The organism is Pseudomonas laurentiana (assembly GCF_014648275.1).
GTDB classification, from domain to species: Bacteria; Pseudomonadota; Gammaproteobacteria; order Pseudomonadales; family Pseudomonadaceae; genus Aquipseudomonas; species Aquipseudomonas laurentiana.
On the sequence record NZ_BMQU01000018.1, the window covers coordinates 100,881 to 114,880 of the forward strand.

The following is a 14,000-nucleotide window of genomic DNA, read 5'->3' on the forward strand; positions in this document are numbered from 1 at the left end:
ATGGACTTCACTTTTACCGATGACCAGCTCACGTTTCGCGAAGCCATCAGCCGTTTTCTGATGACCGAAGCTGCGCCGGAAATGCTCCGCGAAATCTGGGAAACCGATGCCGGGCGCTCGCCCGACCTGCGCAACAAGATCGCCGCCCAGGGCCTTACCGCACTGTCGGTGCCTGAAGCGGAGGGCGGCCTGGGCATGGATGACGTGGCGTGGGCCTTGATGACCCAGGAGTTGGGCTACTACGCCATTCCCGACTCAATGGCCGACACTGCTTATGTCGCCACTGGCCTGCTTGCAGGCCTGACACCGGAGCATCCGGCGCGTGCCCGCCTGCTGCCCCGTATCGCCGATGGCACCTTGCGCCTGGCCATCGGTCACCCGGTCAACCCGCTGGTCAGTGATGCGCAACTGGCGGAAGTCCTGATCTTGCTTGAGGGTGATGACATTCACGCCGTACCGCGGGCTGAGGTTGATGTCGAGGCCAACCCGAGTATCGATGCCTCGCGGCGTCTTGGTCGGGTGACCTGGAACCCCAGCCCGGCAACATTGATCGCCAGCGTAGCGCAAGGGCGTGCCTTGCAGGCCCAGTTGCTCGACCGTGGCGCGTTGTCGGTAGCCGGGCAACTGCTGGGCTTGGCGCAGCGCATGCTCGACCTGTCGGTTGACTACGTGGCCCAACGCAAGCAATTCGGCAAGCCGATCGGCAGCTTTCAGGCGGTCAAGCACCACCTGGCCGATGTGGCCCGGCAAATCGAACAGGCCAAACCGGTGCTCTACCGCGCCGCCCATGGTCTGGCCCGGGGTGAGCGCAATGCCAGCCTCTGGGTCTCCCAAGCCCGCTTGGCCTGTTGTGAAGCGAGCTGGCTGGCAGCGCGCAAGGGTATCCAGGTGCATGGCGCCATGGGGTACACCTGGGAAGTCGATCTGCAGATGTTCATGAAACGCGCCTGGTCGCTCGATGCATCCTGGGGCGACCGCGCCTTCCACAAGTCGCGTGTCAGCGACTACCTGTTCGCCGACGGCGCCCGGCTAGGGCCGGGGCATACCTTCGAGGAGTGAATCATGGCTCAAGCCTACATTGTTGACGCGCTGCGCAGCCCGACTGGCAAGCGCAAAGGGGCGCTGTCAGAGGTTCACGCGATTGATCTGGGGGCCCATGTGCTCAAGGCACTGGTGGCGCGCAACGTCATTCCCGGCGAAGACTATGACGATGTGATTTTTGGCTGTGTCGATACGATCGGCTCACAGGCCGGGGATATCGCCCGCACCAGTTGGCTGGCTGCCGGGTTGCCGCTGAATGTACCGGGTACCACGGTGGACCGTCAGTGCGGTTCATCGCAGCAGGCGTTGCACTTCGCCGCGCAGGCCGTGATGAGCGGCACCCAGGACGTGGTTGCGGTTGGGGGCGTGCAAACCATGACGCGCATCCCGATTTCCTCGGCGATGCTGGCCGGGCAAGCGCTGGGTTTTGCTGACCCGTTCTCCGGTAGCGAAGGCTGGCGCGCGCGTTTCGCCAACCAGCCGGTCAACCAGTTCTATGCCGCGCAGCGTATCGCCGAGCATTGGCAGATCAGCCGCGAGCAGATGGAAGTGTTTGCCTTGCAGAGCCATCGTCGCGCCTTGGCGGCCATCGAGAGTGGGCGGTTTGCCCGCGAGATCGTTGCCTGCCAGGGGCTGCAGCAGGATGAAACACCGCGCCTGACCAGCCTGGAAAAGATGGCCGAGCTGCAACCGGTAGATCCACAGTTTCCTTCGATCACCGCCGCCGTCTCCAGCCAGACCTGCGATGCCTCGGCTGCCTTGCTGGTGGTGTCGGAGGCTGCCCTCAAGCGCTACGACTTGACGCCACGGGCACGCATTCATCACCTCACCGTGTTGGGCGATGACCCGATCTGGCATTTGACTGCACCGATTGCGGCAACGCGCCACGCCTTGAAAAAGGCTGGCATGCGCATGGCTGATATCGACCGGGTGGAGATCAACGAGGCCTTTGCGTCGGTGGTCATGGCCTGGGCCAAGGAGCTGGATTACGACCCGGCACAGACCAACGTCAACGGCGGCGCCATCGCCCTTGGCCATCCACTGGGCGCCACCGGAGCACGGTTGATGACCACGTTGTTGCACGAACTGGAGTGCAGTGGTGGCCGTTATGGCCTGCAAACCATGTGCGAAGGCGGTGGCCAGGCAAACGTCACCATCATCGAGCGGCTGTAGTCCCGTTCCCTCAATCAATCCCTGTCGCCGCCCTCAGGGCGCGCGGCCATGCAGTCAAAGGAGTCAACATGGCTATTTGCACAGACCGCACCGTGATCATTACCGGTGCTGGCGGTGGGCTCGGTCGCGCCTATGCGCTGGCGTTCGCCGCGCAAGGCGCCAATGTGGTGGTCAACGACATCCGTGCCGACGCGGCACAGGATGTCGCTGGCGAGATCCACGCCAATGGAGGCCAGGCCATTGCCAACAGCGACGACATTACGACCCTGGACACCGCTCAGCGCATTGTCGATGCGGCCCTGGCGGCGTTCGGTGAAGTGCATGTACTGGTCAACAATGCCGGGGTGTTGCGCGACCGAATGTTCATCAGCCTCTCGGAAGAGGACTGGGACACGGTCATGCGCGTGCACCTCAAGGGGCACTATTGCCTGGCAAACCTGCTGGGTCGTCGTTGGCGCGACCTAGCCAAGGCGGGAACGCCAGTCGCCGGGCGGATCATCAACACCAGCTCCGGTGCCGGCCTGCAGGGTTCGATCGGGCAGTCCAATTATTCCGCTGCCAAAGGCGGTATCGCGGCACTGACCCTGGTGCAGGCCGCTGAACTGGCTCGATATGGGGTCACCGCCAACGCCCTGGCACCGGCGGCACGGACCTCCATGACCGAAAGCGCAATGCCTGACGTGGTGAAAAAGCCCGAGGACGGCAGCTTCGATGCCTGGGCGCCGGAAAACGTCGCACCGCTGGTGGTCTGGCTCGGCAGTCTCGCATCGTCTCACGTCACGGGGCAGGTCTTCGAGAGCCAGGGCGGGCGAATCTCCCTCGGTGATGGCTGGCGTACCGGCACGACCCGTGACAAGGGTGGGCTCTGGCAGGTCGAGGAGATTGGTCCGGTCGTCGATGCGATTCTCGCTGAAGCCCCCGTGGCCCAGCGTGTCTGGGGCAGTTGAACCGGCCCTGAAATGGCCGCTTCATGCGGCCATACCCCGTTTTGACGATGTGCCCGCCGGGGCGGCGCTTTATACCTGACAGCGTATTGATTTCTTCGGAGGTAATCGCTGTGAAACAAGCTCCCCCTTATGTACCTGGCCATCAATTACTGGCCGGCAAGTCCGTACTGATTACCGCTGCCGCTGGCGCGGGTATCGGCTATTCGGCGGCCCGTCGCAGCGCCGAAGAGGGCTGCCGGGCATTGATGATTTCGGATGTGCACCCGCGCCGCCTGGAAGAGGCCGTAGAACGCCTCAAGGCTGAAACCGGCTTAGAGGCCATCTATGGCCAGCTGTGCAATGTCACGGTCGAGGAAGAGGTTCAGGCGTTGATCGACAGCGCTGAAACCCTGCTGGGCGGTGTCGATGTACTGATTAATAACGCGGGCCTCGGTGGTCAGAAGCGGCTGGTCGACATGAGCGACGAGGAATGGTCGCGGGTACTCGACGTGACGCTCACCGGGACCTTCCGCATGACCCGCGCCATGCTTCCGCACATGCAGCGGCGCGGTGCGGGTGCCATCGTCAACAACGCGTCGGTGCTCGGCTGGCGCGCCCAGAAAGAGCAGGCGCACTACGCCGCCGCCAAGGCCGGGGTCATGGCCCTGACCCGATGCAGCGCCCTGGAAGCCGCAGAGTTCGGGGTTCGGATCAACGCAGTCTCGCCCTCGATTGCCCTGCATGAATTTCTCAAGAAGGCCTCCAGCGAGGAATTGCTCGCCCGTCTTGCGGACCGAGAGGCCTTTGGCCGTGCCGCCGAAGTCTGGGAAGTGGCCAACGTGATGATGTTCCTGGCCAGCGACTACGCCTCCTACATGGTTGGCGAGGTGTTGTCTGTCAGTTCGCAACAGGCCTGAGGAGTCCGCCATGAGCCATACCTTCAGCAGCGCCCAGGCGTTGCTCGATGCCGAGGGCCTGGACCTTGGCTGCACCGAGTGGCTGACCATCAGCCAGGAGCGGGTCAACCTGTTCGCCGAAGCCACGGGCGACCATCAGTGGATTCATGTCGATCCTGTACGTGCCGCCCTTGGCCCATTTGGCGGCTGTATCGCCCACGGCTACCTGACCCAGGCGCTGGCCAACCTGTTCATGCCGCAGTTGCTCATCCTCGAAAACATGGCGATGGGGGTCAACTATGGCAGTGATCGGGTGCGCTTCCCCGCGCCGGTCAGGGTCGGTTCGCGTGTGCGCGGGCGCGGCGCCATCGTGCGTGCCGAGCAACTGGGCGAAACCGTGCAACTGGTGGTGCGCATCACCGTGGAAATCGAGGGCGAAGCCCGCCCAGGCTGCGTGGTTGACACCATCAGTCGTTATACCTTCAACCCTATTGCCGAGTGAGCCTGTTCATGGACCTGAATGAAGTTGTGATTGTCGCCACTGCGCGTACTGCGCTGGCCAAGTCTTTCCGTGGATCGTTCAACGACACCGAGGCCCCGGTGCTGGGCGGTCATGTGGTGCGCGCCGTCGTCGAACGCGCCGGTATCGAGGCGGAGGCGGTGGAGGATGTGATCATGGGCGCTGCCGTGCAACAGGGCACGCAGGCCTACAACATCGGTCGTCTGTGTGCCTATACCGGTGGCCTGCCGGACAGTGTGCCGGGCATGGCCCTGGACCGTATGTGTGCGTCGGGCCTGATGAGTATCGGCGTGGCCGCCAAGGGCATCATGACCGGCGAGATGAGCATTGCCATCGGCGGTGGTGTCGAGTCGCTGTCCCTGACCCAGACCAAGCACAAGAACACCTACCGGGCGCAGTCCGAGGCGGTGCTGGAGGTGATGCCCAGTGCCTACATTCCGATGCTGGAAACCGCCGAAATTGTCTCGCGTCGCTATGGCATCAGCCGTGCCGCGCAGGACGAGTATGCCTTGCAGAGTCAACTGCGCACCGCCGCTGCCCAGCGTGACGGGCTGTTCGATGATGAGATCGTCGGTTTGACGGTCGACAAGTTGTGCTTCGATGAGGGGGGGCAACCCAGCGGGCATACCCGGCTATTGGTGGCGCGTGATGAATGCAACAGGCCCGGTACCCGTCTTGAGGACCTGACGGCGCTCAAGCCGGTCTGGAAAGACGGCAAATGGGTTGCACAGGGCGAGTTCATTACTGCAGGCAACGCTTCGCAGTTCTCTGATGGCGCCTCGGCAAGCCTGTTGATGAGCCGCGCTGAAGCCAAGCGCCGTGGCCTGACGCCGCTGGGTATCTACCGCGGGATCGCCGTCGGTGGTTGTGCGCCCGAAGAAATGGGCATTGGCCCGGTAGTGGCGGTACCCAAGCTGCTCAAGCGTTTTGGCCTGAGCGTGGCGGATATTGGCTTATGGGAGATCAACGAGGCCTTTGCTTGCCAGGTGCTGCATTGCCGGGACGCGCTGGGCATCCCGGCCGAACGCTTGAACGTCAATGGCGGGGCCATTGCCATCGGCCATCCGTTCGGTATGTCGGGTGCTCGTATGGTCGGTCATGCCTTGCTCGAAGGCCGCCGCCGTGGTGTGCGTTACGTGGTAGTGGCCATGTGCATTGGTGGCGGCATGGGGGCGGCGGGGTTGTTCGAGCTGCCTTGAGCGCCAGCCGCTCAGGCCTGGTCCTCTGACTAGGCCGTTTGGACGATGTAGCACGGGCGGGGCGGTCTGATGATCCTTCAAACAAAATCAAGAGGATCGCCCCCCATGACGCCTGTCTCGTGCCCCTGTGTTTCGCCATGGAGTCCAGTATGCGCCAGCTGATTGGATACGCCATGAGCGCCATCATCATCGCTGCGGTGGCCTTTGCCTTCTCGCCGCGTAACCCTACACCGCTGGCGATCACCCGGATCAATGCTGACCGTGTCCAGGTCAACGCCTTGCTGGCCAATGGCTCGCAACTGGTCGCGGTCGGTGAGCGCGGCACTATTTTGACCAGCACGGACAGTGGCCTGTCCTGGCAAACCAGCCAGGTGGCGGCCGAGCGTGAGGCGACGCTTACCGGCGTCATTGCCTTGAGCCCCGAGGTGCTGGTCGCGGTTGGCCATGATGGGTGGATCCTGCGTTCAAGCGACCGTGGTCAGAGCTGGCAGGAGGTGCACTACGACGCGCAGCTGGGTGAGCCGTTGCTTGGCGTGTGGAGCGGTGACGGCAAGCAGGTGGTCGCCTATGGCAGCTATGGCAAGTACCTTGAGTCGAGTGATGCCGGCGAACACTGGACAGCCCGTGAGATGCCCGGCGAAGGCGCCCATTTCAATGGCCTGGACGGCGGCCCTGATGGCCGGCAGATGCTGGTTGGCGAGCAGGGCCTGGTGCTGCGCTCCAGCAATGGCGGGCACGATTGGCAGAGCCTGACGCCGTTCTACAACGGCTCGCTGTTTGGCGTGGTGCGCTTGTCGGCCTCTCGCTGGCTGGCGTATGGCATGCGCGGGCATGTCTTTATCAGTACGGATTTCGGTGACAGCTGGAGCCAGGTCGATGTTGGCAGTAGCCAGCCGATTTACGGTCATGCGGTGTTGCCCCAGCACGCTGGCCTGGTGCTGGTTGGTGCCGGTAGCCGGCTGATTCGCCTCGATGCCAACGGTGCGTTGGTCGACAGCGCTCAACGCGCGGGCTTGGGCACCTTGACCTCTGCGGTAGTACTCAATGCCCGCCGCCTGTTGGTGGCCGGGGAACGTGGGGTATTTCAGGGCGCAGACGGTGGTCTTGCCGCCGTCGCACAGTGAGTAGGCATATGACACAGACTACAGGTTGGATCGAACGCCGCGTGCAGGACTGCGCGGACTTACTGCTGAACAATCGGCGCTGGTGGCTGGGGCTGTTCATGCTGGTGACGGTGGCCTTGGGCTACAGCGCAACCCAGGTACGACTCGACCCGGGGTTCAACAAGCAGATCCCCGTGCGCCACGAGTACATGTTGAGCTTTCTGGACTTCAGTCGGGTGTTCACGGGCGCCAATCGGTTGCTGGTGAACGTACACTGGAAGGGTGAGGGCGACATCTATAACCCGGAGTTTCTCCGGGTGCTGCAGCAGGTTACCGATGACGTGTTCTTCATCTCCGGGGTCAGCCGCCCGAGCGTGACCTCGCTGTTCACCCCGAACGTGCGCTACGTCGAGATCACCGAAGAGGGGTATGTCGGTGACCTGGTGGTGCCACCGCAATACGCCGGTACCGATGAGGACCTGCAGAAAGTCCGCAGTAATGCCGCCCGCGCCGGGCAGGTGGGCCGGTTGCTGGCCAACGATCAGCGTTCGGCCATGGTCCGCGCCGACTTGCAGGACACCGACCCGAAAACCGGCCAGCCGGTGTCCTATGTCGAGATCGCCAAGCGGCTTGAGGAGATCCGGGCCAAGTACAACAGCCCGACCATCGAGATCAACGTGGTGGGGTTCGCCAAGCTGGTGGGGGATGTGGTCGAAGGGCTTAACACCGTCATGCTGTTCTTTGTCGTGGCGTTCGTCATTACCGCGTTGCTGCTTTGGGCCTACTCGCGCTCGTTGCCGTTGACGGTCGTGGCCTTGGTCGTGGCGTTGTTGCCGGTGGTCTGGCTGCTCGGGTTGCTGCCGCTGTTGGGGCTGGGCATCGATCCGATGTCCGTGCTGGTGCCGTTCCTGATCTTCTCCATTGGCGTATCCCATGCGGTACAGATGACCAACGCCTGGAAGCAGGATGTGCTGGCTGGCAGCACCTCGTTGCAGGCGGCGCGTTCGGCCTTCTGCAAGATCTTCATTCCAGGGTCCCTGGCACTGTTGATGAATGCCCTGGGTTTTGCGGTGATCATGCTGATCGACATCCCGATCGTGCATGAACTGGGTGTGACCGCCTGTATGGGGGTGATGCTGATGATCATCACCAACAAGATGATGCTGCCGCTGATCATTTCCCATTTGCCCCTGGGATTGTCCGCGCGTGTGGCACGACCGACACATGAAGCCGCTCGCCACCCGTTGTGGTGGCGGTTGTCGGCATTGGCTGAGCCGCGTCCGGCCCTCGTGGTGTTCGCCATCAGCCTGGTGCTGCTCGGTTTCGGCGTGTTCAAGGCACGGGAACTGGCGGTCGGCGACATTGGCCCGGGCGCGCCGGAGCTGCGCGCCGACTCGCGTTACAACCAGGACAACCAGCGCATTATCGACAGTTATTCGATTGGCCTGGATGTGCTGGCGGTCTTTCTTCAGACCCAGGGTATCGACGAGGCGTGCCTGAACCCGGGTGTCATGCGCGCCGTCGAGGCTTTTGACTTCCAGATGCGCAATGTCGCTGGCGTGCAATCGGTGCAGAGCGTGGCCGGCATGGGCAAGGAAATGATTGCCGGGAACAACGAAGGAAACCCGCGCTGGTCGGCAATCCCTGGCTCTTCGCGCGGTTTGCAGCAGGGGTCGATGGCCTATTCGCCGGATTCCGGTCTGGTCACCGATGGCTGCAAGCGGATGCAGATCCTGGTGTTCCTCAACGATCATGAGGGCGCGACGGTGTTCCATGTGGTCAACGAAGCCAAGCGGATTATTGCCGGGATCCGGGCGCCTGGGGTTGAGTTCAAGCTGGCCGGCGGCAACATCGGCGTCATGGCGGCGTCCAACGAAGCGGTAAAACGTGCCGAGGTGTGGATGCTCGCGGCGTTGTTCTGCTCGGTGGCGTTTTTCTGCCTGCTGACGTTTCGCTCGTTGCGCGCAGTGCTCTGTATTCTGGTGCCGATGGGCATCGTTGCGATTCTCTGCAACGCGCTGATGGCCATGCTCGGCATCGGCTTGAAAGTCGCGACATTGCCCGTGATGGCGCTGGGTGTCGGGGTCGGCGTGGACTATGGCATTTACCTGTATGAGCGCATCCAGCATGAAATGGCGGCGGGCCAGGACTTGCGTCATGCGTTCTATCGCGCCATGTGCCAGCGCGGCACGGCAGCGGTGTTCACCGCCCTGACCATGTCGATCGGGGTCGGTACCTGGGCGTTTGCCCCCCTGAAACTGCAGGCTGACATGGGTATCCTGCTGGCGTTCATGTTCCTGGTGAATGTCTTTGGCGCTATCTTCTTGTTGCCGGCGCTTGCGGCCTGGTTCAATCGTGGCCGGCCATTGGTTGCTGTGAAAGCAGCGTCACCTGGCACTGACGCGTCACTACCGTTCTCCGGTGTGCTCGCAGGTCGTTAAGCGCGGCTAACCCATCACAATAAAAAATCTTGCAGGCCCCGGTGGTTCAGACCACTGCAGGGCCTGCTCTTGGGGAGTGTCTATGCAAACCAGCGTGCCCAATACCCAGGTCCTGGCGGACATGGGACTCGAGTTGGCCGAGTACGAAAAAATCATTGGCAATATGTACGATTCGGCCCTGGATACGCGCTACATGAGCGAATCGCTGCAGCAGATTCGTGCGCTGTTCCAGGCCAATTTCGTCACGCTGATCCTGCGGGTAATGGATGAGCCGTTCCTGTCACCGATGATGGTCGCCGGGGATGTCGAACTGGGCGAGGGTGGGATCAACCATTACGCGTACTACGCCAAGTCCACGCTGTTCAACAACCTGCCGACGGATCAGGTGTTCACCATCGAAGACTTGATGACCGATGCCGAGTGGGTCAGTTCATCCTTCTACCTGCTGTTTTGCGAGCCCTATGACTGCTACCAGATGCTGGGTGCCGACATCAGCATGCCCGATGGCGGTACCTTGCGTTTTCGCATCAGTCGACCCAAGGATCACCCGCGGTTTTCGGCCGCCGAACGGGCGATGTGCGCAATGTTGCTGCCGCACTTGCGCCGTGCCTTGCACATGCACTCGTTGCTGGACCGCAGCGAGTCGCTGGGTAGCCTGTACTCGCAGACCATCAGCCGTTTGTCGGTGGCCACGATTGTGCTCGATGAAAGCGGCAGCGTACTGCAATTGAACCCGGTCGCACGGGAGATCCTCGACAGTAATGACGGCCTGAAGGTGGTCGGTGGCCGACTGGAGGCCACCTACCCGAGCGATAATCGAGAGCTGTCGCGGTTGGTACGCAATGCGTTCCTGCGGGCCAAGCAGGGCAGTGATACGTTGCAAGGGGCCGAGGCGATGTCGATCTCCCGACCATCCGGACAGGTCAGCCTGGGCGTCGTGGTGGAGCTGATCCCGTCACAGGAGCTGGTCGAGGGCAAGGGCAAACCCACTGTTGTGGTGTATGTGCGCGATGCCGTGAGCAAATCGCTGGTCAGTAATGTGGTGACCTCGCAACTCTACAACCTCACGCCTGCCGAGACCGCGCTGGCCCTGGAACTGGCCAACGGCCTGTCGCTGGAGGAGGCCTCCGAGACCCTGAACATCCGCCGCAACACGGCACGGGCGCACCTGCGCTCGATCTTCTCCAAGACCGGCGTGCGGCGCCAGACCGAGCTGGTGCGGATCATGCTCAACAGTGTTGTCGCATTGGGCAAACCGGGTGCGTTGCCCGTGCCGGCAATCGTTGGTTAGCGTGTTGCCGTCACGACTGGGGAGGCTGCGCGTGACGGCGTAAAAATGCGTTAGTCCGAGCGGACGATGCTTCTCGCTCCATTGGCTGTCGATACTGGGGGACCGCTATCGGTAATCAAGGAGAATAAGAAATGACCGGCAGTAATCTGGCCTCTCGTTGTTCTGTTTCGCGCACTGCCAATGCCACGCAGACGTGGACGTTAGCGCTGTTGCTGGGGTGCAGTGTGATTGGCACGGCCAGTGCGGCGCCGGAAGATCTGGCGCGCCTGGGCAAGGACTTGACCTGTTTGGGGGCTGACAAGAGCGGTAACGCCGACGGCAGCATCCCGCCGTTCAGCGGCAAGTGGCTGGGGGTTCCACCGCATGTGGACTTCAAGGGCACCGGCAACCACCCGGTTGACCCTTACCCGGACGAAAAGCCCCTGTTCGTGATCACCGCAGCCAACCTGGCGCAATACAGTGACTACTTGTCCGATGGGCAGAAAGCCCTGTTCAAGCTCTATCCCGCCACCTTCAACATGCCGGTGTACCCGTCGCACAGGGACTTCCGCGTCCCTGACTCGGTGTGCCAGGCGACCCGTGAAAACGCCAGCGTTGCTCGCCTGGTCGATGACGGGGAGGGTGTGGTTGGCAAAACCGGTGGTACGCCGTTCCCGGTCCCCCGCAGCGGCCTGGAGCTGCTGAAGAATGCCTCGACCTTCACCTTGCGTGCCTGGACCGAGGAATACACCTCTGACAACGCCTATGTGCTCAAGGACGGCAACATCAACTGGGGCCGCGTGCATTCGCGCAACCTGGCACCGGCACTGGAGCCGGGCAAGATCGGCGATACCGTGGGCAACTCTTCGTTCTACCTGAACGAGACGCTGCTGCCGCAGCGTGACAAGGGCGAGGTCAACACCGGTACCGAGTTCTGGAACGACAAGACCGAGCCCCGCCAGAGCTGGCGCTACGACCCGGGCACCCGCCGCGTGCGGCAGTCGCCAGGGTATGGCTTCGACATGTCGTTCCCAGGCAGTGGTGGCTCGATCACCGTCGACGAGGTGCGCCTGTTCAACGGTTCAGGGCAGCGCTATGACTGGAAGATCGTCGGCAAGCGCGAGATGTTCATTCCGTACAACGCCTACCGACTGCACGCTGCCAACTTGAAATACGCTGACCTGCTTACCCCAGGCCACATCAACCCGCAGGCCATGCGCTATGAGCGCCACCGCGTATGGGAGCTGGAAGGCACCCTCAAGCCGGGTTACCGCCACCTGTATGGCAAGCGCAAGTTGTACATCGATGAAGACACCTGGTTCCCGATGCTCGCAGACAACTACGACAACCGTGGCGAGCTGTGGCGTACCTCGATGGTCAACTACTTCTATGCCTACGAAAGTCAGGCACAGCAAGCGGGTGTGGGGCTTTACCACGACCTCAACGCGGGCAGCTACCTGGCGTTCAACCTGATCAACGAGCAGCGCAACGGCTATCAACTGAACAAGCCGGGCTTCAGCCCGCGCGATTTTGGCCCTGAAGCCGCACGTCGTTTCGGTCAGTAATGCGGGGGCGAGGCGCCGTTGAGGCGCTTCGCCTGCGGTGTGGTTGCAGGGGCGAACCCATCAAGGGCGCGCATCGAGAATAGATCTCGCTTGATCTAGTCCAATTGGAGGATGAGCACCTTGCACAGGCTGCTCAATGATGTCCTCCATGGATTCACCCTGTTTTTCAAGGGGGTATTGCTCCCCCGGAGTTTCCAACAGAGGAACAACAACAATGACGAAACTCGCTGAACTCTCTATCGAGAACGCCCAGCATACTTACCGTTACGCCCGCGGTTGGCACTGCCTGGGTGTGGCTGATGAGTACCGCGACGGCAAGCTGCATACCTTGAACATTTTTGGTACCCGTCTGGTGGCGTTTGCCAACAGCCAGGGCGCTATCAGCATTCTCGACGCCCATTGCCCACACATGGGCGCCGACCTGTCTCAGGGCACTATCGAGAACGATACCGTGGTGTGCCCCTTCCACCATTGGAAGTACGACACCGCCGGCAAATGCGTCGAGATTCCTTACTGCAAGCGCATCCCGCCCAAGGCCAAGACCCGTAGCTGGCTGACGTGCGAGGAGAACAACCTGCTGTTCGTCTGGAACAACCCAGAGGGGCGTCCGCCAAAAGACGGCGTGATCATCCCGCATCTGGCCGAGATGGACGATCCGGAGTGGATCCACGACTGGAACATCGACACCATGCTGATCGAAACCAACCCGCGCGAGTTGGTCGACAACCTGGTGGACGCCCAGCATTTCGGGCCCGTACACGGCACCCCGACCAAGTACTTCGCCAACGTCTTTGAAGGGCATATCGGCCGGCAGATTTTCCATGGCGATTCCGAGCGCCTGGGCGGCGACCTGATCGCGCCGTCTGCCTACTACGGCCCGGCGACCCACTTTACCCACCTGAGTTCGATGTTCGGTGAGGTCCGCGTGCATGCGATTCTGCTCAACAGCCACGTGCCGGTTACCCCGAACAGCTTTGAGCTGCGTTTTGGCTGCATGGTCAAGCGGGTGCCTGGCTGGAGCGAGGAGCAGAACCTCGAAGTGGCCAAGGCCTATGTGATGGGTAACCGCGCTTCGTTCTACCAGGACGTGGATATCTGGAAGCACAAGATTCGTATCGACAAGCCGGTGCTGGCGGAAAACGACGGCCCGGTCTACCAGCTGCGTGAGTGGTACCAGCAGTTCTTCACCGATGAGGATCAGGTGCCTGCGAGCATGGCCGAACGGCGTGAGATCGTCACTGTCGACGAGCGCTGAGTTGTAACGGAGCCGTGAACGGCGAGCCAGCTGCAATCGCTTGCCGTTCGACGGGTTCCGACCAGGGAGGGTGAACCTGTACTTCGTCACGTTGTAACGACGTAGGTCCGAATCAAAGGTCACGAGAAAGCCGACAATGAAAATAAAAAGCCTTCTAGCCTATTCCGTTCCTCTGTTGATCCTGCTCTTCCTGGTGTTCACCGTGCTTGTCTCGGTACCGCCCGAAGCGCACAGCCCCTGGGCCTGCACGACGTCCCCGGCCTGCGTTGGGGTGACACCAAGCTTCCAGGGCTGGCCGAACGTGCGCTAACGCTACCGTTCGCACTGCATCTGGTTGCGTCAACCAGCACGGGCGGGCCCCGGCGCTGTTCGGCTCGGAGTTAAGGCTCTCCGAGCCTTTTTTCGCCTGAAAACAGCGCTTTTGCGTGAATCTACAGCAGGTTTTCCAGTTCCGGGACGGCCTCGAACAGGTCCGCCACCAGGCCGTAGTCGGCCACCTGGAAGATCGGTGCTTCCTCATCCTTGTTGATCGCGACGATCACCTTGGCGTCTTTCATACCGGCCAGGTGCTGGATCGCGCCGGAGATACCCACCGCGATGTACAGCTGTGG

At 62.0% G+C, this 14,000-nt stretch carries 12 protein-coding genes; 11 read left to right on the forward strand and 1 reads right to left on the reverse strand.

What is annotated here, in order from left to right:
* The 11 genes from IE038_RS18365 (at position 1) to IE038_RS18415 (ending at position 13,389) form a co-directional block, all read left to right on the forward strand.
* Positions 1-1,059, forward strand: coding sequence for an acyl-CoA dehydrogenase family protein (locus IE038_RS18365; protein ID WP_189396065.1), 1,059 nt, complete (start codon positions 1-3; stop codon positions 1,057-1,059).
* Between the two features lie 3 nt (positions 1,060-1,062).
* Positions 1,063-2,214, forward strand: coding sequence for an acetyl-CoA C-acetyltransferase (locus tag IE038_RS18370; protein WP_189396066.1), 1,152 nt, complete (start codon positions 1,063-1,065; stop codon positions 2,212-2,214).
* Positions 2,215-2,282: 68 nt separating this feature from the next.
* Complete coding sequence (locus IE038_RS18375; protein WP_163933987.1) at positions 2,283-3,161, forward strand: SDR family oxidoreductase; 879 nt, start codon at positions 2,283-2,285, stop codon at positions 3,159-3,161.
* Positions 3,162-3,271: 110 nt separating this feature from the next.
* The gene (locus tag IE038_RS18380; protein ID WP_163933989.1) at positions 3,272-4,057 is read left to right on the forward strand and encodes an SDR family oxidoreductase; all 786 of its coding nucleotides are present in this window, start codon (positions 3,272-3,274) and stop codon (positions 4,055-4,057) included.
* Positions 4,058-4,067: 10 nt separating this feature from the next.
* A complete protein-coding gene (locus IE038_RS18385) occupies positions 4,068-4,538 on the forward strand; it encodes a MaoC family dehydratase (RefSeq protein ID WP_189396067.1) in 471 nt (156 codons plus the stop codon).
* 8 nt (positions 4,539-4,546) lie between these two features.
* Positions 4,547-5,755, forward strand: coding sequence for an acetyl-CoA C-acyltransferase (locus IE038_RS18390; protein ID WP_189396068.1), 1,209 nt, complete (start codon positions 4,547-4,549; stop codon positions 5,753-5,755).
* 149 nt (positions 5,756-5,904) lie between these two features.
* The gene (locus IE038_RS18395) at positions 5,905-6,879 is read left to right on the forward strand and encodes a WD40/YVTN/BNR-like repeat-containing protein (protein ID WP_163933991.1); all 975 of its coding nucleotides are present in this window, start codon (positions 5,905-5,907) and stop codon (positions 6,877-6,879) included.
* Between the two features lie 8 nt (positions 6,880-6,887).
* Positions 6,888-9,299 carry an efflux RND transporter permease subunit gene (locus IE038_RS18400; protein WP_189396069.1) on the forward strand — a complete coding sequence of 804 codons (2,412 nt, stop codon included), beginning with the start codon at positions 6,888-6,890 and terminating at the stop codon, positions 9,297-9,299.
* An 82-nt stretch (positions 9,300-9,381) separates the two neighbouring features.
* Complete coding sequence (locus tag IE038_RS18405) at positions 9,382-10,590, forward strand: LuxR C-terminal-related transcriptional regulator (RefSeq protein WP_163933993.1); 1,209 nt, start codon at positions 9,382-9,384, stop codon at positions 10,588-10,590.
* A 131-nt stretch (positions 10,591-10,721) separates the two neighbouring features.
* Positions 10,722-12,134, forward strand: a complete 1,413-nt coding sequence (locus IE038_RS18410) for a DUF1329 domain-containing protein (RefSeq protein ID WP_229775689.1) — start codon at positions 10,722-10,724, stop codon at positions 12,132-12,134.
* A 214-nt stretch (positions 12,135-12,348) separates the two neighbouring features.
* Positions 12,349-13,389, forward strand: a complete 1,041-nt coding sequence (locus tag IE038_RS18415) for a 3-ketosteroid-9-alpha-monooxygenase, oxygenase component (protein WP_163933995.1) — start codon at positions 12,349-12,351, stop codon at positions 13,387-13,389.
* A 431-nt stretch (positions 13,390-13,820) separates the two neighbouring features.
* Here IE038_RS18415 and IE038_RS18420 read toward each other — a convergent pair.
* Positions 13,821-14,000, reverse strand: a 180-nt coding sequence (locus IE038_RS18420; RefSeq protein WP_195826218.1) for an electron transfer flavoprotein subunit alpha/FixB family protein, incomplete at its 5' end; no start/stop codon positions are given.

Excerpts from the sequence above, each read along its gene's own strand:
- IE038_RS18395 (WP_163933991.1), top strand. The coding sequence starts at position 5,905 with ATGCGCCAGCTGATTGGATACGCCATGAGCGCCATCATCATCGCTGCG.
- IE038_RS18385 (WP_189396067.1), top strand. The coding sequence starts at position 4,068 with ATGAGCCATACCTTCAGCAGCGCCCAGGCGTTGCTCGATGCCGAGGGC.
- IE038_RS18390 (WP_189396068.1), top strand. The coding sequence starts at position 4,547 with ATGGACCTGAATGAAGTTGTGATTGTCGCCACTGCGCGTACTGCGCTG.
- IE038_RS18405 (WP_163933993.1), top strand. The coding sequence starts at position 9,382 with ATGCAAACCAGCGTGCCCAATACCCAGGTCCTGGCGGACATGGGACTC.
- IE038_RS18375 (WP_163933987.1), top strand. The coding sequence starts at position 2,283 with ATGGCTATTTGCACAGACCGCACCGTGATCATTACCGGTGCTGGCGGT.
- IE038_RS18410 (WP_229775689.1), top strand. The coding sequence starts at position 10,722 with ATGACCGGCAGTAATCTGGCCTCTCGTTGTTCTGTTTCGCGCACTGCC.
- IE038_RS18400 (WP_189396069.1), top strand. The coding sequence starts at position 6,888 with ATGACACAGACTACAGGTTGGATCGAACGCCGCGTGCAGGACTGCGCG.
- IE038_RS18365 (WP_189396065.1), top strand. The coding sequence starts at position 1 with ATGGACTTCACTTTTACCGATGACCAGCTCACGTTTCGCGAAGCCATC.
- IE038_RS18415 (WP_163933995.1), top strand. The coding sequence starts at position 12,349 with ATGACGAAACTCGCTGAACTCTCTATCGAGAACGCCCAGCATACTTAC.
- IE038_RS18370 (WP_189396066.1), top strand. The coding sequence starts at position 1,063 with ATGGCTCAAGCCTACATTGTTGACGCGCTGCGCAGCCCGACTGGCAAG.